Origin of the sequence: Ferrimonas kyonanensis DSM 18153, from assembly GCF_000425405.1 — a bacterium.
GTDB classification, from domain to species: Bacteria; Pseudomonadota; Gammaproteobacteria; order Enterobacterales; family Shewanellaceae; genus Ferrimonas; species Ferrimonas kyonanensis.
Genome location: NZ_AUDJ01000002.1, coordinates 247008 through 270618, shown reverse-complemented (window position 1 = coordinate 270618; position 23611 = coordinate 247008). Strand labels below are relative to the sequence as shown.

At 58.2% G+C, this 23611-nt stretch carries 21 protein-coding genes; 12 read left to right on the top strand and 9 right to left on the bottom strand.

The window, feature by feature from the left end; all coding sequences use genetic code 11:
* Positions 1 to 28: 28 nt before the first annotated feature.
* On the bottom strand, positions 29 to 1276 hold the full coding sequence (locus H598_RS0103790; protein ID WP_028111814.1) for a diguanylate cyclase: 1248 nt from the start codon (positions 1274 to 1276) through the stop codon (positions 29 to 31).
* Positions 1276 to 2340 carry an RDD family protein gene (locus tag H598_RS0103785; protein ID WP_028111813.1) on the bottom strand — a complete coding sequence of 355 codons (1065 nt, stop codon included), beginning with the start codon at positions 2338 to 2340 and terminating at the stop codon, positions 1276 to 1278. The genes H598_RS0103790 and H598_RS0103785 overlap by 1 nt, the downstream gene beginning before the upstream one ends.
* Before the next feature lie 220 nt (positions 2341 to 2560).
* On the opposite strand from H598_RS0103785, the gene cysK reads away from it, so the two are divergent.
* From cysK to H598_RS0103740, 9 genes are all read left to right on the top strand, one after another.
* Positions 2561 to 3532, top strand: a complete 972-nt coding sequence (gene cysK / locus H598_RS0103780) for a cysteine synthase A (protein ID WP_028111812.1) — start codon at positions 2561 to 2563, stop codon at positions 3530 to 3532.
* Positions 3533 to 3705: 173 nt separating this feature from the next.
* Complete coding sequence (locus tag H598_RS0103775) at positions 3706 to 5250, top strand: methyl-accepting chemotaxis protein (protein WP_028111811.1); 1545 nt, start codon at positions 3706 to 3708, stop codon at positions 5248 to 5250.
* A gap of 160 nt (positions 5251 to 5410) precedes the next feature.
* Positions 5411 to 5668 (top strand): HPr family phosphocarrier protein, encoded by a 258-nt coding sequence (locus H598_RS0103770; RefSeq protein WP_028111810.1) that lies wholly within the window; start codon positions 5411 to 5413, stop codon positions 5666 to 5668.
* 98 nt (positions 5669 to 5766) lie between these two features.
* The gene (gene ptsP, locus H598_RS0103765; RefSeq protein WP_028111809.1) at positions 5767 to 7455 is read left to right on the top strand and encodes a phosphoenolpyruvate--protein phosphotransferase; all 1689 of its coding nucleotides are present in this window, start codon (positions 5767 to 5769) and stop codon (positions 7453 to 7455) included.
* Positions 7456 to 7513: 58 nt separating this feature from the next.
* Positions 7514 to 8020 (top strand): PTS glucose transporter subunit IIA, encoded by a 507-nt coding sequence (crr, locus tag H598_RS0103760; RefSeq protein WP_028111808.1) that lies wholly within the window; start codon positions 7514 to 7516, stop codon positions 8018 to 8020.
* A gap of 143 nt (positions 8021 to 8163) precedes the next feature.
* Positions 8164 to 9741: an alkaline phosphatase gene (locus H598_RS0103755; protein WP_028111807.1), complete on the top strand. Its 1578-nt coding sequence runs from the start codon at positions 8164 to 8166 to the stop codon at positions 9739 to 9741.
* A 12-nt stretch (positions 9742 to 9753) separates the two neighbouring features.
* A complete protein-coding gene (locus H598_RS0103750; protein WP_028111806.1) occupies positions 9754 to 11421 on the top strand; it encodes an alkaline phosphatase in 1668 nt (555 codons plus the stop codon).
* Between the two features lie 51 nt (positions 11422 to 11472).
* Positions 11473 to 12147, top strand: coding sequence for a hypothetical protein (locus H598_RS0103745; RefSeq protein ID WP_028111805.1), 675 nt, complete (start codon positions 11473 to 11475; stop codon positions 12145 to 12147).
* 275 nt (positions 12148 to 12422) lie between these two features.
* A complete protein-coding gene (locus H598_RS0103740; protein ID WP_051252361.1) occupies positions 12423 to 13661 on the top strand; it encodes an iron-containing alcohol dehydrogenase in 1239 nt (412 codons plus the stop codon).
* 61 nt (positions 13662 to 13722) lie between these two features.
* On the opposite strand, the gene H598_RS0103735 is transcribed toward H598_RS0103740, so the two are convergent.
* The 6 genes from H598_RS0103735 to H598_RS0103710 all read right to left on the bottom strand — a co-directional run bounded on the left by H598_RS0103735 (position 13723) and on the right by H598_RS0103710 (position 20467).
* Complete coding sequence (locus tag H598_RS0103735) at positions 13723 to 15132, bottom strand: hypothetical protein (RefSeq protein ID WP_028111803.1); 1410 nt, start codon at positions 15130 to 15132, stop codon at positions 13723 to 13725.
* A gap of 176 nt (positions 15133 to 15308) precedes the next feature.
* Entirely contained in the window at positions 15309 to 16271 is a 963-nt protein-coding gene (locus tag H598_RS0103730; RefSeq protein ID WP_028111802.1) for a LysR family transcriptional regulator, read from the bottom strand.
* Between the two features lie 302 nt (positions 16272 to 16573).
* The gene (locus tag H598_RS0103725; RefSeq protein ID WP_028111801.1) at positions 16574 to 17770 is read right to left on the bottom strand and encodes a bZIP transcription factor; all 1197 of its coding nucleotides are present in this window, start codon (positions 17768 to 17770) and stop codon (positions 16574 to 16576) included.
* Between the two features lie 60 nt (positions 17771 to 17830).
* The gene (locus H598_RS0103720; protein WP_028111800.1) at positions 17831 to 18745 is read right to left on the bottom strand and encodes an FAD:protein FMN transferase; all 915 of its coding nucleotides are present in this window, start codon (positions 18743 to 18745) and stop codon (positions 17831 to 17833) included.
* A gap of 501 nt (positions 18746 to 19246) precedes the next feature.
* Entirely contained in the window at positions 19247 to 19708 is a 462-nt protein-coding gene (locus tag H598_RS23260; protein WP_051252357.1) for a hypothetical protein, read from the bottom strand.
* Between the two features lie 108 nt (positions 19709 to 19816).
* Positions 19817 to 20467 (bottom strand): hypothetical protein, encoded by a 651-nt coding sequence (locus H598_RS0103710; RefSeq protein ID WP_028111799.1) that lies wholly within the window; start codon positions 20465 to 20467, stop codon positions 19817 to 19819.
* Between the two features lie 298 nt (positions 20468 to 20765).
* On the opposite strand from H598_RS0103710, the gene H598_RS0103705 reads away from it, so the two are divergent.
* From H598_RS0103705 to H598_RS0103695, 3 genes are read left to right on the top strand one after another with little or no spacing between them, the layout of a single operon-like run.
* Entirely contained in the window at positions 20766 to 21116 is a 351-nt protein-coding gene (locus H598_RS0103705; RefSeq protein ID WP_028111798.1) for an ArsC family reductase, read from the top strand.
* Entirely contained in the window at positions 21109 to 22248 is a 1140-nt protein-coding gene (dapE, locus tag H598_RS0103700; RefSeq protein WP_035415205.1) for a succinyl-diaminopimelate desuccinylase, read from the top strand. The genes H598_RS0103705 and dapE overlap by 8 nt, the downstream gene beginning before the upstream one ends.
* Complete coding sequence (locus H598_RS0103695) at positions 22242 to 22919, top strand: M15 family metallopeptidase (protein ID WP_211227265.1); 678 nt, start codon at positions 22242 to 22244, stop codon at positions 22917 to 22919. The genes dapE and H598_RS0103695 overlap by 7 nt, the downstream gene beginning before the upstream one ends.
* A 72-nt stretch (positions 22920 to 22991) precedes the next feature.
* On the opposite strand, the gene efpL is transcribed toward H598_RS0103695, so the two are convergent.
* The gene (gene efpL, locus H598_RS0103690) at positions 22992 to 23567 is read right to left on the bottom strand and encodes an elongation factor P-like protein EfpL (RefSeq protein WP_028111795.1); all 576 of its coding nucleotides are present in this window, start codon (positions 23565 to 23567) and stop codon (positions 22992 to 22994) included.
* Positions 23568 to 23611 lie beyond the last annotated feature (44 nt).

The following is a 23611-nucleotide window of genomic DNA, read 5'->3' as shown; positions in this document are numbered from 1 at the left end:
GAAGCCCGGTTCGGCTTCAAGGGCGGGTTCACCCGGATTCCTCTTCCAACAACACCAGGTTCCTACCGGCCTCTTTGGCCTGATACATCACCTCGTCGGCCCGTCGCAGCATGGTGTCGATGCTATCGCCTTGCTGCCCCTGACAGATCCCTGCCGAAAAGCTGACCGCCAGCGACAACGCCTCCAGTTGCAACGGCTGACCGGTCACCTTGCGCCGCACCGCTTCAATCAACCGCCATGCCTGCTCACCGTTGAGCCCGGGCATCACCACAGCAAACTCCTCGCCACCGACCCGACCGACCACGAACCGCTCCAGGCTCTGGCTCAGTTCCCGGGCCAGGAATTGCAACACCCGGTCCCCGACCTGGTGGCCATGCCGATCGTTGACCTGTTTGAACATATCCACATCCAGCATCGCCAGACACAGGGGCTGCTCCGCGGCCACCGCCTGGCCCCAGAGATCGTGTAATTGATTCATCAGGTAGCGGCGATTGGCGACCCCGGTCAGATAATCCAGATGCGCCCGCTGCCACAGCTTCTGGTTCAGCTCCTGAGCTTGAATCAGGTTATTGATGCGACAGTAAAACTCTTCGGCAAAAAACGGCTTACGCAAAAAGTCGTTGGCACCGTACTTAATAAACCGGGCCGACACCTCTTCCCGGCCCGACAAGCCGACGATGATCAGTTCATCCCGGTCAACCTGCTCCCGCACCTTGCAAATAAGCTCAACGCCGTTGATGGCGGGCATCTCATAGTCGGTGATCATCAATTTGAATTCACCGGTGGCCAGTTGAATCAGCGCCGCTTCGGCGCTGTCGGCCTCGGCCACCTGAAACTGATGCCGCTCCAACAGATCCTTCACCTGTTTGCGCGCCACCTGAGAGTCATCCACCACCAGCACCCGATAGTCGCCATTGCGCGCCAGTCGCTTCACCAACCCCACCGCGTATTGGTAGGAAAAACGGTTCTCCTTCAGCACATAATCCACCACCCCCAGTCCCTGCAGCCGAGTGCGTTCATCCTCATCCATACGGGCAGTCAGCACAATGGCGGGAATCCCTTTAGCCAGGGTCCACTCAATCACCTCACCGTTGGGCGCATCCGGCAGGCAACGATCGCACAAGGCCGCAAAGTAATCGGTTTTCTCCATCAGCGCCTTGGCGGTCTTAAAGTCCTTGGCAAACTCCACCTCAATGCCAACTTCCTGCTGAAACAAGTGAAACAGCACCTTACAAACGGTGACACTGTCTTCTACAACCAGGACTTTTATCATCATTATTCCTTATGATTGGTCGCCATCTGCTTGCGCACCGCTCGGGCACGCCGTCGGGCCTTGGCCCGTAAATCCACCACCACGGTGGAGGAAATTTTATCCTGAATCGCCTGTCGATTGGGATCCCAGAACATCTGCATAAACCCCATCATCCCGGTGGCAATGCCGGCACCATAGCCACCATAACGGCCAAACGCCTCCCACAGGGAGATGGGGGTGTTATCCAATTGAATCACTCGAATGCCAAACACTTTCTTGCCCAGGGTCTGGCCATGGAACCAGGCCGTTAGCACAGTGAAATAGACCGAGGCCCAACCTAACTCGGCCACAAAGCCATTAATCAGGTCTTCAATGGTCTTCAACCCCGCCAGCCAGCCCGTCTCTTGTGCCGGCTCGAGGGGCGTTGACTCATCCAGCGGCGTGATCTGGGGCCGCGATACCGGAGTCTGGGCATTCTCGGGGTCTTCAACGGACTGCACTTTCGACTCTGGCGAACTGACCGTCACGCCCACTTCGTCCAACGAGCCCTGATAGCCATCGAGCAGATCCGCCGCCACTTCGGCGGCGGCATCGTCTGGCAGGCCGTAGGTCATGATCAGGTACGCGGTCATCTCCTGCTCCGTGCTCAGCTCACCGGTGACCACCTTGGCCATCAGATCCGAGGCCAGCTTCAGGGTACACAGCGCCTGATCCTCGGCATCACAGATTCGCGCCAACACGTCGTTATCCGTCTGAATTTCGATTCTTGGCGGCGGGCTTTTCGGCGGATTGTCGCTACCGGCGTTAAACACCATGGTAAACAGCAACCACAATCCCATAGCTAAATAGATGCCGGTCTGCATCTTGGCCTTGACCTTAATGCCGCGCCAGCGAATCCACACCACCGCCAGCAAGATGGCCCATAGCAACTCCAGGGGTAACTCCGCCAGCATCACCACCATCAACAGATCCAGCATCAATGCCAGTCCCCGGCGCCAGGGGCTGGCCAGCGGGCGATTCAGCAGTTTGGGGGCAACTTCAAAAGCGGTAGGAGTAATGATGGTACGGGGATCCGGTAAACGAGCCACAACAGTCCTTGTGCCGAAGGAGAAGAATGTAACCGAACGTTAACACAAACCGCTGGTTTGCATCCATTTCCGCTTCATATAAATAAAAAGCACAGCGGTTATTCCATTCAGGAATATAGGATAACGAACCGACACTTCCAGTGTGGCCCGAAAACGCTATGCTGGCTGCTATTATTGCTTTGATACCTATCGAACCGAATCAGCAACGGAGCAGCGACAGATGGCGAAAATTTATCAAGATAACTCCCTGACCATTGGCAATACCCCTTTGGTGAAACTCAATCGGGTTACCGAAGGCAATGTGCTGGCCAAGATTGAAGCCCGCAACCCCAGCTTCAGTGTTAAGTGCCGCATCGGTGCCAACATGATCTGGGACGCCGAAAAGAGCGGCACCCTGACCAAAGGCAAAGAGATCATCGAGCCAACCTCCGGCAATACCGGTATCGCCCTGGCCTTTGTCGCCGCTTCCCGTGGCTACGGGCTGACCCTGACCATGCCAGAGACCATGAGTCTGGAACGTCGTAAGCTGCTGAAAGCGCTGGGTGCCACCGTGGTACTGACCGAAGGCGCCAAGGGTATGAAAGGCGCCGTGGCCAAGGCCGAAGAGATTCAAGCCAGCGACCCTGACAAGTACGTACTGCTGCAACAGTTCGATAACCCGGCCAACCCGGCCATCCACGAACAGACCACCGGCCCGGAAATCTGGGAAGACACCGATGGCGAAGTGGATGTGTTTGTGGCCGGCGTCGGCACCGGTGGTACCATCACCGGCACCAGTCGTTACCTGAAGCTGGCCAAGGGCAAAGACGTGCTGTCGGTGGCAGTGGAACCAGAAGATTCACCGGTGATCGCTCAAGCCAAGGCCGGCGAAGATCTCAAGCCCGGTCCACACAAGATTCAGGGGATCGGTGCCGGATTCATTCCCGGCAACCTGGACCTGGAGATGGTGGACAAGGTCATCAGCGTCAGCAATGACGAGTCCATGGAGATGGCCCGCCGCCTGATGGAAGAGGAAGGGATTCTGGCGGGGATCAGTTCCGGTGCCGCGGTCGTGGCGGTCAACAAACTGCTGGCAGAGCAACCTGAGCTGAAAGAGAAGACCATTGTCGTGGTACTGCCCTCTTCCGCCGAGCGCTACCTGTCTTCGGCCCTGTTCCAGGGTGTCTTTACCGAAGCGGAAAACCAGCAATAACTGATTGCAATTCAAGAAAGGCGGCCTCAGGGTCGCCTTTTTTTGTTATGGTGCCTGTCACTGAGTGTGAGGCACCGCATGAATTCACCATCTCGTCATTTTTTGATGGCGCCAGTCACCTAGTATATGGAAAGAACAACTTTTAATAAAAACAGACACATCAGGGAAATGTCATGTTGAAATTATTGCGCAGGCTGTCGATCTCGTTGCGCTTGCTTATCTTGTTAGCCATGGCCGGCAGTGCCACCTTGCTCTACACCTACTTCAGCCTGAGCGGCCAGTACTCACAACTGCTCAGCGCCGCCGAAACCGAAAATCGTCACCTGGGCCAGGCCATCGCCTCTCTCGACCAGGGCGATACCACGGCCGAACAGTTGCTGCAGAGCCTGAAACTGGGCGACAACACCAACCTGCTGGTACTGGATGAGCAGGGACAACTGCTTAACCAGCGTCAACGTGACGACGATCTGAGCCGACTGATGGCCGCCGCCGACGCCCGGGCGCCGCTGCGCCAGCTGGCCGCACAGGGCGGAGCCCGCACTCTGGTTATCGACGGCATGACCTACTGGCTGTATGGCATTCCTACCGCCACCAACACCCTGGTGATCCTGAGCGACTCGCACCTGGTGGCACAGCAGATGACCGACGTGCTGTGGGACTATGGCATCTTCCTGGCCCTGCTGGCTGGCCCGGTCATGGGGATCTTCCTGCTGCTTAACCTGTCCATCACCCAGCCACTGCAGCACGCCATCGCCACCATGAAGGCCATTGCCCATGGTGACGGCGACCTGACTCAGCGCCTGGACACCGAGGGCAACGACGAGGTCACCCGTTTCTCTGAAAGTTTCAACGAGTTCACCGCCAAGATTGCCGACCTGATTCGAGTGGTCAACAAAGACGTCCAGGATCTCGGCGGCAGTGCCACTCAACTGGACACCACCGTGGCCGAGTCCAACCAAACCGCCGGCCTGATGAACCAGGAAGCCCAGTCGGTGGCCTCGGCGGTCACCGAGATGCTGGCGGCCACCGAAGAGGTGGCCAACAATACCGGTCAGGCCTCCGAAACCGCCGCCGCCACCCAGGAGCAGGTCGGGCTGTGCCGCGACGCCATGCAGAGTAACCGTGCCTACCTCAATGAAGTGGCCGAAGGCATCACTCAGACCGGCTCCACCGCCGACACCCTGGCCCAGGATTCGGCCCAGATCGGCGGCATTCTCGACGTCATTCGTGGCATCGCCGAACAGACCAACCTGTTGGCGCTCAACGCCGCCATCGAAGCCGCACGGGCCGGCGAACACGGCCGCGGCTTTGCGGTGGTGGCCGACGAGGTCCGCGCCCTGGCGTCACGGACTCAAAGCTCCACCGATGAGATTGCCACCATCATCGACAACATTCAGTCAGGCGTAGCCCACGTGACCGACTCCGCCAGTTCGGCTCTGGAGCAGTTCCAGTTGCTGGCCAAGCAGTCTGACGACGCTGGAGAGACGCTGGATCAGGTGTTTGCCCGCATCGCCACCATCGGCGACATGAGCACTCAAATTGCCGCCGCCACTCGGCAGCAGTCCCAGGTCACCAGCGAAATCAATCAGAACATCAACAACATTGCCGATCTGGCCGAAGCCAGCGTCAAAGCCAACCAAAGCAATGCCAACGCCAGCCAGGCGGTGCAGAGCGTCACCGACGAGTTGTCAGTGCAACTGGGTCAGTTCCGAGTCTGACCCTCGACTCACGGCTGCCCCCGCGGGCAGCCGTGCTGACTCCGGCGCCACTCCCCGACCCGATTCCCTGCCACCAAAGTGCCGCTATGGCGGCGATAATATTGACCGAAACCTTGTGTAACAGTATCCTGAGCCCGTCGTTCCAGCACCAAGGCCAAGCATGTATCGTCAGTCCGTCACCATTGCCGCCAAGCAAGGCATTCATACCCGTCCTGCGGCCCTGTTGGTCCAGCAGGCCAAACAGTTTCCCTGCGATATCATCGTGTTTTGTAACGGCAAGCAGGCCAGCGCCAAAAGCTTATATCGGCTGCAAACCCTGAGCCTGGTCAGCGGTACCGAAATCGAAGTCACCGCCAGCGGTGATCAGGCAGAGCAGGCCGTCGATAGCCTGTGCCGCTTTATCGCCACCTTGGAATGACGTCGCCTTAACAGCAACCGAATACCGACCCTCGCCCAGCCGAGCGGTTCGCACCACCCGACATTGCACAGTGCGGCATCGCCGCAGGAGGACACGGAGTGTCACAGACCATCGTTGCACAGGTACTCTCTACCGGACTGATCCGGGGCAGCAGCTACCGATGTCACCGCCGCATTACACCGGTGGATCACTCTCGAGTCGATGAAAACGAAGTCGCCGGCGAAATCGCCCACATTCATCAGGCCCTGCAAGCCGAAGTCGCGGCCCTGGATGCCCTGTTGTCCCAAGCCTTGTCCGACGACGAACGTCAGTTAATGGAAGCCGACCGGCTGATGTTGATGGACGACGAGCTGGCCCAGGATATGTGCCACCATGTCGAGCTGCACCACTGCAATGCCGCCAGTGCCATCGAGCGGGTACTGTCGCCGATGGTGGATGAAATCAGCGCGATTGAAGACGCCAACCTGTGCAAGCGCGGCGTCGAACTGGCTCAGCTAAAACAGCGCCTCATTCAGCATGCCCTCGGCCACCGCTGTCCGCTGCCCACCAGTCTCAATGAAAAACAGGTGCTGGTAGTGGATTACCTGTCGCCAGCGGAATTCCTGCGTTATCCAGACATTGCTGGGCTGGTGGTCAGCCAGGCGACCTATCAGGACCACCTGGCCATCCTGGCTCGGGGCATGCAGATTCCGTTGATGGTGGTGACACCGGAACAGCTGGCGGGTCTGCCTCACCACCAAGAGATTCTGCTTGATGGCGAACAGGGCACGGTCACCATCAACCCCTCCCGAGTCCAGTCCGAAGCGTTCGAGGTCCGCTTCGAGCAATGGCAGGAGCGCCAACAAGCCATTGAAGCCGACGCCCTGTCTGCCGCCACCGATGCCGACGGCAACGAATTCAGCATCGGTGCCAACGTCTCGACCCTGGCCGAGCTGCCCCAGGTGGCCCGTTACGGTTGCCGGGAGATCGGTCTGCTTAGAACCGAACTGCTGTTTATGGATCGGCTCAGCCTGCCCAACGCCCAGGAGCAGTACCAGACCTACCGCACCATCGCCGAAGCGATAGCCCCCCACTCTATGACCATCCGCCTGTTCGACTTTGGCGCCGACAAGATGCTGGACGAGATGCCGGATGAAGCCAATCCGGCCCTGGGCCACCGGGGAATTCGCCTGGGATTGGAACAGCCGCAACTGCTGTTACCTCAGCTCAAGGCCATCGCTCGATTGAGCCAGGAGTTTGAGATCAAGATGCTGGTGCCAATGGTCAACCAGGTGGAAGAGCTGCAACAACTGAGCGAACTGTACCAGCAGGCGGCAGCGGATCTGCCACTGGGGCCCCATAGCCGACAACCGCAGTTGGGAGTGATGGTCGAGACTCCGGCGGCCGTAATGAACATCGATGCCATGGCGCCACTGCTGGATTTCATCAGCATCGGTACCAACGATTTGACCCAATACCTGTACGCGGCCGACCGCAATGACCCGACGCTGTCGAAATGGTACCGGCCGGTGTCACCGGCCATGATACGGGCTCTGGCCTACTGCTGCAGCCGTGCCAAAACCCACGGCCTGAACATCACCCTGTGTGGAGAGATGGCCTCTGACCCCAAGGCGTTGCCTCTGTTGCTGGCCATGGGCATCGATGGCCTGTCGCTGGTGCCGACCCAGCGACCACTGATTAAATCGGTGTTGGCACGGCTCAAAGTCAGCCAATGTCAGCAACTGCTCGACCGAGCCCTGAAGACCCAAACTACCCGGGAATTAGGCTCTATACTTAACTCGCTGTGATTTAAAATAAAAATCCGATAATATCAACGATAACAGGGATAAAGGAAAAGAGGTGGCCATGGGATTTTTCAGCCGCATGCAAAGAATGATGAAAAGCGCTTCCCCCACCGGTGGCATCGAGGTCATCGCCCCGGTGTCCGGCGAAGTGGTGGATATCGAAAAAGTCCCTGATGTGGTGTTCTCACGCAAAATCATCGGAGATGGCATCGCCATCGATCCTGACGGTGACACCATCTACGCGCCCATCGATGGCACCATTGGCAAGATTTTCGAATCCAATCACGCCTTTTCTATCGAATCGCCCCTGGGACTGGAGTTGTTTGTCCACTTCGGCATCGATACGGTGGAACTGCGAGGCAACGGCTTCGAGCGCATCGCCCAAGAGGGTCAGCGAGTCAAGGCCGGCGATCCGGTGCTCAAGTTCGATCTCGACTACCTGCGCCAGCACGCCAAGAGCGTATTAACTCCGCTGGTGATCGCCAATATGGAAGACGTTAAAGACCTTCACAAGGCCGAAGGCGAAGCGGTCGGGGGGGAGACTCCGGCCCTGCAAGTCTTCCTGTAAGCTACGCAATTATCTAAAAAAGGCCGCTGTTGCGGCCTTTTTTGATTCACAATTCTGACACCTGAGCTTAACCCATTCGACACACACCACGGCTAACCTGCTTGCGCTTACACATTAAGGACAACTACCTACAGGAAGCCGTTATGAAACACGTATGGGGCACCGTCGCCACTGCCGTGGCACTGGCCATCAGCCACAGCGCTGTCAGCCAGGTTCTGCCAAACTACCAGGCCAGCAACCCTTGGTATCAGCAAAGCCAACAAACTCTGAACAATAAACTGGCGCCGGAAACTCGCACCAAGGCCAAGAACGTCATCCTGTTTGTCGGCGATGGCATGGGAGTTTCTACTCTCACTGCCGCCCGCATTCTGGAAGGCCAGCAGCAGGGGTTGCAGGGCGAAGATAACGCCCTCAGCTTTGAGAAATTCGACCACACCGCGTTGGTGAAGACCTACAACGTCGATGCCCAGACTCCGGACTCCGCCGGCACCATGACGGCGATGATCACCGGCGTTAAGACCGACGTTGGCGTCATCAGTATCGATGAGGACATCAGCCGGGGCGACTGCAGCACCGTGGCCGGCAATGAACTGACCACCGCCCTGGAACTGGCAGAGCTGAAAGGCCTGGCCACCGGGGTGATCTCCACTGCCCGCATCACCCATGCTACGCCCGCCGCCACCTACGCCAAATCTGCTGACCGCAACTGGGAGGACATCTCTGACATGCCAGAAGCGGCGGTCAATGGCGGCTGTCAGGACATTGCCGACCAGCTGATCAACTTTGAAACGCTGCTTGAGGCCCGCTTCGACGGCGCCGACGTCGATGGCATCGACGTGGTCATGGGCGGCGGCCGCCGCCACTTCCTACCCAAAGACGAAGCCTACAACACCGACGACGCCGTCAGCGCCATCGAGGGCGATCGCACCGACGGCCGCGACCTGACCGCCGAGTGGCAGGCCAAGTACCCTCAAGGCAACTACGTCTACAACCAGGCCGGCTTTGACGCCATCGATGCGACCACCGCCACTCAGGTACTTGGCCTGTTCAACGAGTCGCACATGCGTTACGAGGCCGATCGCACTAACGATCTCGGCGGTGAACCGTCCCTGAGTGAGATGACCGCCAAGGCCATCGACATACTCGACAACAACGACAATGGCTATCTGCTGGTGGTCGAGTCCGGTCGCATCGACCACGGTCACCATGCCGGCTCTGCCTACAACGCCCTCACCGACACCATTGAGTTCTCCAATGCCGTCGAACTGGCCCGCCAACACGCCAGTGACGACACCCTGATTCTGGTTACCGCCGACCACAGCCATGTATTCACCCTGGCGGGCTATCCCCGCCGCGGCAACCCGATTCTGGGCAAGGTGGTGGACACCTCAGGCAACCTCTCCACCGATGCCAATGGTCTGCCCTACACCACCGCTGGCTACACCAATGGCCTGGGATTCCGCGATCTGGGCGATGAAACCGACGCCGACGCCGGCTATGGCGAAGCCGCAGCCAATGGCCGCATCGACATCAGCGCCATCGACACTACCGCCAGCGGCTACCATCAGGAAGCGCTGATTCCGCTGAGTTCTGAAACCCACGCCGGGGAAGACATCAGCCTGCACGCCAACGGGCCTGGGGCTCAGTTCGCCCAAGGGGTGATGGAACAGAACCAGATTTTCCACCTCATCGACAATGCCCTCACCCTGGTCGCTAAGTAAGGAATGCCGACAATGAAAACCCTGACTAAGACTCTGCTGGCCCTGGCCATCACCTCCTCACTGACGGCCTGCAGCGACGACGATGACAACAGCCAGACCGGCGGCGGTACCCCTCCGACGGGCGCCGTTGAAATCACCAAGGCCGACATCGCCACCAACACCGACAGCCCTTGGTACGCCGATGCCGAACAGGCATTACAATCCACCATTGACCGGCCAAACAACGCCAAACGCGGCGGCGCCAAAAACGTGATTCTGTTTGTCGGCGACGGCATGGGCGTGTCCACCGTAACCGCCGCCCGAATCCTCGATGGCCAGCTCAAGGGCGGCAGCGGTGAGGAAAACAGCCTCAGTTTTGATGCCTTCCCCTACGCCGGATTGGTAAAGACTTACAACGTCGATGCCCAAACGCCGGATTCCGCCGGCACCATGACCGCCCTCATCAGCGGCGTCAAAACCGACGTCGGCGTCATTGGCGTCGATGAAGACGTGATTCGCGGTGATTATCGCACCGTGGCGGGCAATGAACTGATGACAGCCATCGAGATGGCAGAGATCGCCGGCATGGCCACCGGAGTGATCTCCACCGCCCGAATTACTCACGCCACCCCCGCCGCCACCTACGCCAAGTCGGCAGATCGTAACTGGGAAGACGTCTCCGACCTGCCCGACGAGGCGGTGGCCGCCGGCACCGCAGACATTGCCGATCAACTGGTCCACTTTGAGACCTACCTGGAAAGCCGCATTGACGGCCTGGATGTCGATGGTCTGGACGTGGTCATGGGCGGCGGCCGCCGCCACTTCCTGCCAAAGGATGCCGCCTACAACAGCCCCGATGCCGTCAGCAGCAAAGAGGGCGATCGCACCGACGGCCGCGACCTGACCGCCGAATGGCAGGCCAAATACCCAAGCGGCACCTATGTGTTCGACCAGAACGGATTTGACGGCATCGATGCCGCCACCACCAGCCGGGTTTTCGGTCTGTTCAACGAATCGCACATGCAATACGAAGCCAATCGCGGCAACGACGTGGCCGGTGAGCCGTCTCTGAGCCAGATGACCGCCAAGGCCATCGACATTCTCGACAACAATGACAACGGCTACCTATTGGTGGTCGAAGCGGGGCGCATCGACCACGGCCACCACGCCGGCTCCGCCTACGGCGCCCTCACCGATACCATCGAACTGTCCAAAGCCGTTGAGCAGGCGATGGCCCTGACCTCGTCCGACGACACCCTGGTGATGGTCACCGCCGACCACAGCCATGTGTTCACCATTGCCGGCTACCCCCGTCGCGGCAACCCCATTCTGGGCAAAGTGGTGGGCGTCGACGGCAAACAGGCCACCGCCGCCGATGGCAAGCCCTACACCACCCTGGGCTATACCAATGGCCGAGGCTTTATGGATCTGGGTAATGAAACCGACGCCGATGCCGGTTATGACCAGCCCATCGCCACCGGCCGCCACGACCTGACCGAGGTCGATACCACCGCCGCCGGTTACCACCAGGAGGTGCTGGTACCGCGAAGCTCTGAAACCCATGCCGCCGAAGACGTCGGCGTGTATGCGTCTGGCCCCGGAGCCCACCTGGTCACCGGCACCAACGAGCAAAACTACCTGTTCCACGTAATGGAATACGCGGCGGATCTCAGCGGCCGTGCCCAGGCTGCCCTGGACTAACCCCCCACTGTCAACAAGGGGAGCACAAAGGTGCTCCCCTTAGGAGTTCCCATGACACTGACTCACATACTCTTTGCTCTGACCCTAGTGATGAGCCTGGGGGCCCAGGCCCAGTGCGACGCCCAGCCACAACGCCTGATCGCCCACTACAGCCTTGAACAACCCGGTAAGGCGGTTCGCTCCCTGGAGCTGGTGCGCCTGGACAATCAGGTCGCCCTGCACTGGGCCGATGACGGACTGACTGAACGCTGGACCCGGCTGGCCGGCGGACAACTGCGCTTAGAACGGCTGTTCGATCAATACCAGCGCGCCATCGAATACCAACCGGAAGATCTCAAGGCGCTGAACAGCGAGCGCGCCTGGAAGCGGCAATGGCAACTGCTGGATCCTGTGGCCCTGAATGCGCTGACAGTGACCACCACCTCGGGCGACGGCTGTGAGCACCACCAGCACCGCAGCGGCGCCGGCACCGAACTAGTGTGGCTACCGGATCTGCAACTAGTGCAATCCCTGAGCTCACCGTCACAGACTCTGACCCTGCTGCAGCTCAACCACAGTGACATCGATGTGCAGCAGCGCATGCAGCACTGGGATCAGTTTGCCGCCACCGATTATGCCGATGTCGGCGACAACGAGCAGGATCCACTGTTGTCGAAGATGATCATTCAAGGTTTCAGTCGCCGCCAGGCCAACACCATCAATCACCACCACGGTCACGACCACTGAGTCCCACCGGGCAGCAAATGCTGCGCCCCTTCGGCACCGCCGCATTCTGCGGTGGTCCACCTCCCCTCCCGTGGTGAAATCTGTCGGCCTGGAGGCCACCGCCCCTGCAATCGGTCAAATTCTTCGCCACAGTTGACACTCCCTTGACGTTTGCCCTAGCCTAGACCTAAAGCCGACTGACTGGTCGGTAGCAGGCAATGGCGCGCCCTCAGCCGCTGCCACATCGCCTGCAACCACCGTCAGCCAAGGAGCGGCCCCAGTAAGGAAACCCGACTATGACTCAGACCCACGCTTCGTCCAGCCCGATGTTCGCCCTTCGACAGCGCCTCTATCGTCTCTGGGCCGCCATCGCCAGACCGATTTTTCAGCGCCTGCCCATCGCCACCCCCGAGGTACTCAGCGGTGATCAGTCTCTGGATAACGCCATCGCCCGCCTGGCCGAATCCGGCTACCGGCGTCCGGTGGTGATCACCGATAACGTGTTTGTGACCCTGCCCGTGTTTGGTCGCCTGACCGAAGCGCTGGAACGGCACCAGCTCACCTATTCGGTATTCAGCGACATTGTGCCGGACCCGGACTTCACCCTGATCGAGGCCGGGATCAGCCACTGCCGACAGCATCAATTCGACAGCGTCATCGCCATCGGCGGCGGCTCTTCCATCGATGCCACCAAGGTGATCAACGGCTGCGCCCACAACCACATCGACCCGCGCAAAATCGTCGGCCTGCTGAAATTGAGAAAGAAAGGCGCCTTCTTCGTGGCCATCCCCACCACCGCCGGCACCGGCTCGGAAGCCACCGCTGCCGCGGTGATCACCGATGAACACAGCCATCAGAAGAAGGTGGTGGTGAGCCTGAGTGTGGTGCCGGATCTGGCGGTGCTGGACGCCTCGCTGATGATGGGGTTGCCGCCGGCAATCACCGCCGCCACCGGCATGGATGCGCTGACCCATGCCATGGAGTCATACCTGAGCCGGTTTGCGACTGCTGAAACCGACGCCATGAACCTGGCCAGCATTAAACGGATTTTTACCTACCTGCCACGGGCGTTCTCCCAGGGACAGCATGACGTCGAAGCCCGCCAGGAGATGGCGTTGGCGTCTCATCAGGCCGGCGTCACCTTCACTCGAACCAGCGTCGGCTGGGTCCACGCCATTGCCCATCAACTGGGCGCTCGCTACGGCGTCCCCCACGGACTGGCCAATGCCATGGTGCTGCCCCACGTGCTGGCGTTCTACCTGCCTTTTGCCAGTGCCCGCATGGCCCAGATGGCCGACGCCATCGGCATCGAGGGCGACAGCGACCAGCACAAGGCCGAAGCGCTGGTAACCGCGGTCAATGAATTGTGTCAGACTCTGGCCATCACTCCGGAACTGACCATGCTCAAGGAGGCGGATCTGGAGAGCATGAGTGACAACATCATCAGTGAAACCTACCGCAGCCCCTACCCGGTTCCCGGTTACTTCGATTCACAGGGGCAACTGCAGCAATTTCTGCGCGGCATGATGGCCTGAGGCCCACGAGTCCCGCCGACCGACCAAGGGGCACAACCTGTGCCCCTTACCGATTCAGACGCTAGAAAAACTCTTTGCGGATCTGGGACACCAGGTTTTTGCCGGAGCGGTGGTCGCTGCTGGTTTTGGCCAGATTGATTTTATAACGGGGATCGCCTTTAAACATCAGCTTATAGTGGCGATTTTCCTCCTCAAAGCTGAAGCCCATCTTCTCAATCTCGGAGCGGGTTTTCTTATCCATGCTCTGATACTGACTCAGGGTCTGTTTGACTGCCGCCAGCAAACGGGCCCGCTCACCCACCGGGGTATTGGCCTGAATCAGGTCGTCGATAAGATCGAACATGCGCGTGTTCGGCTGAGCGTTTTTCAGTGCCGCCTGCAGGACCTCCTGCACCAGATCTTTGCGCTCGCCCGGGTACAGATCCTGCTCCTGGCCTTCGCACACCAGGCTGCTGCCGGAGTGATCCTTGATGGCCCGCAGGTTCATCAGCTCGGAACGAAGAGAGTTGATGGTCAACTCCGCCGCCGCCAACTGCTCCTCCTTGGCCTTGAGTTCATCATCGAAGGCCGCCACAAACTGCTCCAGCTCGGCGGAGTCCTGTTGCTTAAGGGCACGAATTTTGGATCGCGACACCCGTTCACGCAGCTGCGACCAGCTGCAACCCTTGATGCTGCGTTGGGTCACCAGTGAGTCTCGAATGGTCCGCGCCACCTCCACCGCCAGGTCATTGGCGCTGGCAAAACGATCGCCGGGCAGAACCCGGGTTAACCCGCCATTTGGCCAGTAGATTCCCACGGCCCCCAGATACACGTTCTTACCCCCGGTTGCCTCCTTAAGGTCGAAAGAGAACCGCCGGTGCGGCTCAACCAGCACGTGGGCCATGCCAGACAGCCACTTGGCCAGATCGTCCGGGTCAACGCTACAGCGGTTATATTCATCGGCACTGCAATACACCACCGGCAACATGTTGTCCGAGTCGCCGTTGATGATGTGGCTGATGACCGAAAAATCCGCCTCGTTGTCCTGCAACCGGGTCGGCTCATCGGTTAGCGTCAGGTTGGCGTCCTGGCCGCCGCCGAAATGCTCCAGGATCAGGCGGACAATGTAGGGCTTTTTCGCTTGAGGCGAATGGGTCAACGGCGTATCGGAATCGCAGGACAGCAGCACCGAGATCCAGAAACGGCCGCCGATCTTGGCACCGACAATCTCGGTGACCCAGCGTACCTGCTTGTTGTCCAGGTTTTCGTGGCGAACGCCCAGCCCTTGATAGTCAGACTCATAACAGTGCGCCAGCTGAATCTTCTCGTTCCCCTGCTGCAGTGGCCCTGGCGTCTGCAGCGTTAACGCCTCCAGATTATCGCGATTGAAGCTGGAGTGGGGGCTGCCATCTAGCCAGGTCTTGGCCACCGCCAGAATCGCCTCCGGCTCATGACCATGATCGACAGAGAATTGGGTATAGAACTTTAACATCGGGGTCGTTCACTCCTTGGCTAGGGCCGGCCAAATGGGCACCGCCACGATCACCGCCGCCCAGTAGCCTGAGCCGCAGCAATCAAAAAATCGTTATTCACCTGAGGGTTATAATTAGGGTTTAGGGGCAAAAACCCAAGGGTTTTGTGCAACTTTTTGCTTTGATGAACGCAAACTCAGGCCTGTGACTGGGTGGCGGCGATGCGCTTGCGCAGGTTGGCGACTAACGCCTCAACGAACACTCGATCCAGCTGCTGGTGGCTTTGCAGATAAAACCCGTAACTGGGCTTTGACCCAGTGTCTGTCGCCAATTTCACTCGCTGCTGCCAGAAGCCGGTCATATCCAGGTAGTGCAGGTCCGACCGCTGCTTAATCGATTCCAACACCAGCGCCGAAGCCAGAAAACCAACGCTGTTACTCTTTTGCACATGATCCAGCAACAGATTCAGGCTGGCCGTTTTCAGTGACACCTGCAGCGGCAGTTTCAACTGCCGGGCTACTGCCTCAAGCCGATGGGTTCGAGGGCCACTCATGGAGTAGTTGAACAACGCCACCGGGTAAGCAAACACCGTATCCAGGGTCAGCGGCTGCTCAAAGATCGGATGATCCCGGCTTGCCACCAGGTAGAAGCGCTTAATCTGACCAATCTCGTGGCTATCGATGCCATCACAGGCCGAGGGATTAATGGAGATACTGAGATCCAACACCGACTGACTCATCTGTTTTTGCACCTCAGCCGTCCAGGGGTGCAAGTTAAAGGTCAATGCCAGTCCGGCCTCTTTCCGGGCGAGGTGCAGGCACTCCATCAACAACGGACACAGGTGCTCCTGAGCAGCAATGTTCAGCTCTGTCTTGCCCACACCATGATCGGTGACCGCATCGGCCAGGGCCTGGTACCTCTCCAGCACCGCCTTGGCCAGGGGATACAGGGTTTCGGCCATGGCATTGGGTTCCAATCCGTATTTTTGCCGTATGAACAACGGGTCATCAAACACCTCGCGAAGGATCACCAGAGCACGGCTGATCCTGGGCTGGGAGGTATTGAGGCTGGCGGCCACGACGGTGGCACTTTTTTGCTCATACAGTGCCACCAGCACGGTAAGAGCGAAATAATCGAGACGATTAATGTCTTTCAGCATAAAGAAAATTCAACAGAACGGGTCTTGAGAGTTTATTCGAACGGGGTTCGAAATCTGAGGTTCGAGTCACAAAGGCCGGATATAATGATGCAAAAATATCATCTGCGCTTTTTCGATTTCTGTCAAATAAGCATCATCACTGGCCTAACAACGGGTTATTGGTGAAGTTGCGACTGCTGACGCCCCGAGCTTATTTTGCCCCCTTTTAGCAAGCACAATATTCGTCCGTCACCATGATGAAATAAAACGGGGCCTGCAACGTCATTGCAGGCCCCGGCTGTCCATTTTTCAGTCGCCGCGGATTACCCCAAAGGAATAATGCTCTCCACTTTAAAGGTCAGATTACAGGCGCCGACAGCATTCCAGTCCACATCTTCAGGCTTGAAAGTTTCACCGGCGCCCAGACCGGGTACCGGAGTGGCCCAATCCGGCGCGAACAAACCGGTACGAGTATAGTCGGTGCTGACAATGATGCGGGCACCACGGTTACGACTCTCCTCTTCCAGGCCGGTCTTGGCAAATTGAGTCGGGTCGTACTCATAGTAAGACAACCGCGCTTCACCGTTCATGATGGCGTTATAGCAGGTGTTGTTCTTACCGATAAACATGCTGGTGTAGTACTCGCCCTCAATCTCTTTCAGACCAAAGCCGAAGGTGGCAATGTTCGGTGTTTCCACCTGGGTGCCGTTATCATCAAACTTGTTAACCGTGGCCACCAGTTTGGCGCCGATGGCGTTCTCTTTAGATTCGATCACATAGGCCTTGCCATCTTCAGGGAACATCTGGGTCATGTGCTGACGATTGTCCAGGGCACAGGCGGCGGCCAGCGTGCTGACGCCAGTATCGCCATCGGCGGCTTCACTCCAGCGGTAGTTGTGTACCTGGGCATCCAGTTGCGCCTGCAGCCATTGCGCATTCAGGTAGGAACCGCTGCCGTAGTAGGACGCTCCCGATGCGCCGGTCTTACCATCCACCGCGCCAGCGGCAAAACTCGGCTGTGTGTAGGTGGGATCCGTAGGCTCGCCGCTTGGACCACCAGGATCGGTACCGCCATCGTGGCCTTCATGGCAGCCGGCGCAATCGCCGTAGTCCCCATGAGGCGGTGTCACCCCGGTATCGCCAGAGCCGTCGTAAGTATGACAAGACAGGCAATCATCGCCACCGGCGACGGCTGAGACGGCCATCACCCGGGCGGCTTCCGGAGTATTGGGGTCGACATAATCGAACTCAATACCGATGGCCGCGCACTGGCTGGTGAAGTCATGAGGCGCCACCGTACTGCCATTGTGCTTCCAGTAGTTCACCTCTGCCACCAGGGCGGTATTCTGTTCCGCCAACTGCTCATTTTGCTGCTCCAGCGCCTCGTTTTCGGTTTCAAGCTGCTCCAGCTTGTCCCACATCTCCGGGCTGGTTTCATACACGGTTTCATCGTCGTTGCAACCGGTCAACATGACCATTGAGGCGCACACTAAAGAGAGAGCCAGTTGTTTTTTCTTCATCATCATTTCCCTACAAGGATTGAAATTGAGCCCTTGTGCTCATCATCGTCTCCGGCTGAATTACCGGAGAAACTGTTGAAATTCGGTGCTGTGGTGCAACCTGACCCGGCCGAAGTGATCTTCGATCAGCATCATGGCAATGCCGTCGCGCTCGGCCATGGCCATGGCAGCCTCCACCCCCATCACCATCGCCGCCGTCGCCAGCCCGTCCGCTTCGGCGCAGCGGTCGGCCACCACAGTGGCCGAAACCACCTGGGTCTGCACCGCCCGTCCGGTTCTGGGGTCGACAACATGGGAATAGCGGCTGCCGGCCTGTTCAAAGAAATTGCGATAATCCCCCGAAGTCGCCACGGCCTGATTCGATAGCTGTAACGTCTCCACCTGACCGCTGCTGTAGATAAACGGCTTATCGATGCCCACCTTCCACGGCGTGCCCGGTTGCCGCTGGCCGCTGGCGTACAGCTCACCGCCGATGTCGATCAGGAAGTTCCGGTGGCCGCTGGCCCGCATTACCTCGGCGATGACATCGACACCGTACCCTTTGGCAATGGCCCCGAGGTCGATCTCGGTTCGACCATCACTCTTAGTCAGGCGACCGGATTCCAAAAGGAGCGTGTTCAGGCCGGTGTAGGTGCGCACCGACGCGATGGCTTCATCGTTCGGAACGGCACGACTCTGTTTACCGGGACCAAAGCCCCACAGCTTCACCAACGGACCGACGGTAATGTCCAGTGCCCCGCCACTGCGCTCGCCAATCTTCAGGGCCAGCGTCAACACCTGGTTAAGCTGAGGAGACAGGGTCATTGGCTTACCAGCAGCCAGAGCATTAAACCGTGACAGCTCCGATTGCGGCTGCCACACCGACATGCTGGCGTTGACCGCATCCAGTTGTTGCTCAATGGTCTGGCGCAAGGCGAATACCTGAGCCGCAGTGGCAACCGGGGCGCGCCAACTGACCTGATATTTATTGCCCATGGTGGTGCCATAAATATGATGCAGTTTGTTTTGATTCGATTCTGAAGCCACCGAATTAGAAATAGAAAACAAGGTCAGCAAAACCAGAGCAATAATACGGATCGCAGCCATAAAATGGTTAATCTTTATTCCACATTTCGTTTTTATAAGTTACAGATTTTAATTATCGCTCAACAACACCACTCTGAAAATTATGTGACACAACCCCCAAACTATTTTTCAAATATGACTCACAACCCAGATATTCAATCGGCAAATAACCCTTATAATATAAACGAAAAACTAAAAATGAAATGACGAACAGGAATATAGGCCCTATTAATCAATAGGTTAAGCTCAAGATGGGAGTAATAAAAAAACGTAATGATAAATATAAAGAAGCGTAATAGTCAGGAATTATTCCCGATTTGAAATACAGGGTTATATCAATATTAAGGTGCATTGATTTAATCCAGCAGACGCCAGATCATCATGACGATGAGCTGGCGCCTCTGGATAGGTTCAGGCTTTCGAGTGAGGAGGTGGTGACGATTCCAACTCTTCCAGTTGAGCCTTAATGGTTCTGAGCAGGTTGCCAGGGTCATTGGTACCCAGCCTCACCACCTTGCCATTCTTACAGGTTAGCTCCACCGCTTCGGTGCCCGAGACGTTATACAGCCAGCCCTTGGGAATCAGTCGTATGCCTAGGCCTTCGTACCATTGGTTGTGCACCACCCGAACCGATTTCACTTCGGACACCGGCAGAGTACGCTTCCAAAACCAGGGGCCGAAAAACCAGCTGATACGGAGGCGATTGACTTCGATGGTCAAAGAGGAAAACAGCACCGCCACTACGGCCAGAATCAGAAAGGACAGCCACATCATCTGCCCTGCCGGTGCGCTGGCCGCCAGTGACAGCAGCAAGGCGGCGGCCGCCACAATCAGCAGCACCGCCACACCATGTTGAGTATGCCTGTAGATCATCTCTCCCCCCTAGTCGCCTCTGACACCCAGCATCGACGGCGACCTTGACTACCTCAGGATCTCACCTAAGTGTATGCAGGGGAGAAACATCACGCAAAACGGCGATGCTCAGGTGGAAGACAAACCGCTGTAGGGGTAGCCATTGGCCAGCAAGCGGCAGCGCAGCTGATCGATGAGTTCGCAGATGCCGTTGTCCTCGGCGAGCTGGGCCAGATCCACCTCCATGGCGAACATCTCACCGTCCTGAGTCAGCGGCACCGGACGGCCATCGGCGGGGGGCGTGGGGTTGTCATTGACCAGGGATTGCCATACGCCGACCTGGTTCAACTCACTCAACGGGTGGTAGGCCACGAACGTCAGCCGCGTATGGCTGTCGTCGGGATCCGGTTGAATCTCGGTGGCGTCCCAGTTTTTGTGCTGCCTGAGCATCGACGTTTCCAGGCCGGAGTCGGTCACCAGTCGCACCGACAGCATCCAGTCCTCCGGCGTGGCCCGCTCACAATCCCGTACCGTATCACTCAAAAACAGAAACCGGGCATCGTTCATGGGCGAATGTTCCCAGCACCAGCAATCAAAAGGGTTGTGCCCGGCGAGGCCATGATAGGTCGGCTCCCAGGACAGGAACCGGCACTGCAGCGCTTTAGCCAGGTGGTCGATGATTGGCAGAAGGCGCTGATGGTACGCCACCAGTAATCGCTGCGCCCGGCGGACATCCAACAGCGCCTGCTGCATGGACTCAACGGTGTTCTCAATTTCCATAGGGCGTTCCAATGAGGGTATTGGTATCGGCTTGCCGACAGATACCGTTTTTAATCTCTTTTAATCAAGAGTAACAGCTGATTACGACTTACTATACTAGGCATCGTCACAGGAAAATCGACTGAAATTCCATTGTGACCCCACCTTAGTTGACCCCGGTGGCGATGGCGGTTCAGGCGTCGGTTCAGCCGGGTTCAGGCCATCGTGGTTACTCGTTAACTAGCATAACAACTTCGGCTTGCTCCCCTATGTGGCCGATGTCACAATGATCGACCCTATCTGTATCGGAGAGCCATGGATGATCCTGTTTGGCATAAAAAACTGCGACACCGTAAAAAAAGCCCGTAAGCACCTCGAGTCCCACAACACCTCATTCGACTTCCATGACTTTCGAGAGCAGGGTCTGAGCGCGGAAACGCTCGAACAATGGCTGGACAAGGTGGAATGGACACAGTTGCTCAACACCCGCTCCACCAGTTGGCGTCAACTGAGTGCCGACGATAAGGCCGACATGACGCAGGCCAAGGCGGTGACACTGATGCTGGCCAATCCCACCCTGGTGAAGCGACCGGTACTGGTCAGTGGCCAGACTGTGACCGTCGGCTTTAAGGCCGCCGAGTACGACGCGCTGGTGGCCAACCATGACTGATGCCCGCTCCGAGGTATTGACCCTGGCCATGGATCTGATTGGCCGTGAATCGGTCACTCCCGAAGATGCCGGCTGTCAGCCGATGATGGCCGGGTACCTGGCCGACCTTGGCTTTGAGATTGAATCCATGGTGTTTGAAGACACCACCAATCTGTGGGCCCGCAAAGGCAACGAGGGCCCGCTGTTCTGCTTCGCCGGCCATACCGACGTGGTACCTGCGGGTAAGCTCAGTGACTGGCATACGCCACCGTTTGAGCCCACCATCATAGACGGTGTGCTGCACGGTCGCGGTGCCGCCGACATGAAAGGCAGCCTGGCCGCCATGCTGGTAGCCACCAAGCGCTTTGTCCGCAAGCATCCGCAGCATCGAGGCAGCATCGCCTACCTGATCACCTCCGACGAAGAGGGACCGTTTATCAACGGAACCACCCGGGTGATCGATACCCTCGAAGCCCGCCAGGAAAAGATCACCTGGTGCATCGTCGGTGAACCCTCCAGCAGCGCCCGACTCGGTGACGTCATCAAAAACGGTCGTCGCGGCAGTCTCACCGGCGATCTGTGGGTGCAGGGAGTGCAAGGCCACGTCGCCTACCCGCACCTGGCTGACAACCCCATTCATCGGGCGGCGCCGGCGTTGGCCGAACTCAGTGCCATGAAGTGGGACAACGGCAACGACTTTTTCCCGCCCACCAGTTTTCAGATCGCCAACATCCATGCCGGCACCGGTGCCCCCAATGTGGTCCCCGGCGAACTGCATGTGCAGTTTAATTTCCGCTACTGCACCGAGACCCACGCGGCGGACCTGAAAGATCGGGTGCACAACCTGTTTGACAAATACGGCCTGGATTACCGCATCGACTGGGTTCACAACGGCTCGCCCTTCCTAACCGAGGACGGCGAGTTGCTCAGTGCCACCTGCGACGCCATCCAGGCGGTCACCGGACGTCCCACCGATCCACAGACCAGTGGCGGCACCTCCGACGGCCGTTTTATCGCTCCCACCGGCGCGCAAGTCATCGAGCTGGGCCCGCTTAATGCCACCATCCACAAGGTCAATGAGTGTGTCAGTATCGAAGATCTGGAGCAGCTGGCCTTGTGCTACGAGGAAATCATGGAGCGGCTACTGTGTTGAGCCAATCGCAACTGCTCGGGCTGGACCAGGGCCACCTGGTGGCTCTGGATGGCCAGCGTGTGGAGAGTCGCACCGCCATCGCCCTGCGCCAGTTGCAAGAAGCCGCTCACGGCGCTGGCTTCGACGTTCAGATCGCCTCAGGCTGGCGCAGTTTCGAGCGCCAACTGGCGATCTTCAACGGCAAAGCCCGAGGCCAGCGACCGCTGCTGGACAGCGTCAACCAGCCCCTGTGCGTCGCCGACCTCAGCGATGATGAGTGCCTGAACGCCATTTTAGTCTGGTCGGCCTTGCCCGGCGCCTCCCGCCATCACTGGGGAACGGATCTGGATCTGTTCGATGCCAATGCCATCGATGGTCATGATCTGAAGCTGGAACCCTGGGAGTACCAGGATGACGGCCCCAACGCGCCGATGCACCGTTGGCTGTGCGAGCAAGCCAGTCAGTTTGGCTTCTTTTTTCCCTATCGCCAGGATCTTGGTGGCGTCCAGCCCGAGCCCTGGCACCTGAGTTTTGCCCCAGTCAGCCAACCAGCACTGGCCCAGTTCTCGCCCTCGGCGCTGGCCACTCAATTGCAGAGCAGCGACATCGCCCTGAAACCTCAAATCCTGGCCCGATTGCCACAACTGGCAGAGCAGTACCTGTACCGAATCAGCCCACCACCGGGCCAGTGAGCCTCGCTCATATCAAAAACAAAAAGGCCAGTCCTGGTCAGGACTGGCCTTTTCGGTGCGCTGCCGCCAAGGTTACTTGTTGTCGGCGCGGCTCATAAACTTGGACTCGGCGGTGTTGACTCGAATCTTTTCACCGCTGGCGATGTATTCCGGTACCTGTACCGTCAGGCCGGTGGACAGAATCGCCGGTTTAGTCCGGGCACTGGCAGACGCGCCCTTGATGGAGGGATCGGTCTCCACAATCACCAGGTCCACGTGGCTCGGCAGTTCAATGGCCACCGGCACCCCGTCTACCGCCAGCACCTGAATCCCCTTGGTGTCTTCGGTGATGAACGGCAACTCTTCGACGATGGCGTCCTTGTTGAAGTTGTACGGGGTGTAGTCGACGTCATCCATAAACACGTATTCATCGCCATCGATGTAAGAGAACGACGCGTCATGACGAGTCAGATCCGCCAGGGTGATCATCTCATCCGCTTTAAAGCTCTCATCCGCCTTGGCACCGCTGACCACATCGTACATCCGCATGCGATACAGGCTGGCGCCCGCCCGACCACTTGGGGTCAACTTACTGATGTCCTTAACCAGGTACACCTTACCATTGTGTTCAATCGCGGCGGATTTTTTGATTTCACTTGCCTTTGGCATGATTAGAGCTTCCTACAATGTACGATGAGCAGAAAGTACCACGA

Bases quoted from the DNA above. Each gene is read 5' to 3' on its own strand.
- H598_RS23260 (WP_051252357.1), bottom strand. From the start codon at position 19,708: ATGATCTACAGGCATACTCAACATGGTGTGGCGGTGCTGCTGATTGTG.
- H598_RS0103710 (WP_028111799.1), bottom strand. From the start codon at position 20,467: ATGGAAATTGAGAACACCGTTGAGTCCATGCAGCAGGCGCTGTTGGAT.
- H598_RS0103775 (WP_028111811.1), top strand. From the start codon at position 3,706: ATGTTGAAATTATTGCGCAGGCTGTCGATCTCGTTGCGCTTGCTTATC.
- crr (WP_028111808.1), top strand. From the start codon at position 7,514: ATGGGATTTTTCAGCCGCATGCAAAGAATGATGAAAAGCGCTTCCCCC.
- dapE (WP_035415205.1), top strand. From the start codon at position 21,109: ATGACTGATGCCCGCTCCGAGGTATTGACCCTGGCCATGGATCTGATT.
- H598_RS0103705 (WP_028111798.1), top strand. From the start codon at position 20,766: ATGATCCTGTTTGGCATAAAAAACTGCGACACCGTAAAAAAAGCCCGT.
- efpL (WP_028111795.1), bottom strand. From the start codon at position 23,567: ATGCCAAAGGCAAGTGAAATCAAAAAATCCGCCGCGATTGAACACAAT.
- cysK (WP_028111812.1), top strand. From the start codon at position 2,561: ATGGCGAAAATTTATCAAGATAACTCCCTGACCATTGGCAATACCCCT.
- H598_RS0103755 (WP_028111807.1), top strand. From the start codon at position 8,164: ATGAAACACGTATGGGGCACCGTCGCCACTGCCGTGGCACTGGCCATC.
- H598_RS0103745 (WP_028111805.1), top strand. From the start codon at position 11,473: ATGACACTGACTCACATACTCTTTGCTCTGACCCTAGTGATGAGCCTG.
- H598_RS0103740 (WP_051252361.1), top strand. From the start codon at position 12,423: ATGACTCAGACCCACGCTTCGTCCAGCCCGATGTTCGCCCTTCGACAG.
- H598_RS0103770 (WP_028111810.1), top strand. From the start codon at position 5,411: ATGTATCGTCAGTCCGTCACCATTGCCGCCAAGCAAGGCATTCATACC.
- H598_RS0103725 (WP_028111801.1), bottom strand. From the start codon at position 17,770: ATGAAGAAAAAACAACTGGCTCTCTCTTTAGTGTGCGCCTCAATGGTC.
- H598_RS0103720 (WP_028111800.1), bottom strand. From the start codon at position 18,745: ATGGGCAATAAATATCAGGTCAGTTGGCGCGCCCCGGTTGCCACTGCG.
- H598_RS0103750 (WP_028111806.1), top strand. From the start codon at position 9,754: ATGAAAACCCTGACTAAGACTCTGCTGGCCCTGGCCATCACCTCCTCA.
- H598_RS0103735 (WP_028111803.1), bottom strand. From the start codon at position 15,132: ATGTTAAAGTTCTATACCCAATTCTCTGTCGATCATGGTCATGAGCCG.
- H598_RS0103790 (WP_028111814.1), bottom strand. From the start codon at position 1,276: ATGATGATAAAAGTCCTGGTTGTAGAAGACAGTGTCACCGTTTGTAAG.
- H598_RS0103730 (WP_028111802.1), bottom strand. From the start codon at position 16,271: ATGCTGAAAGACATTAATCGTCTCGATTATTTCGCTCTTACCGTGCTG.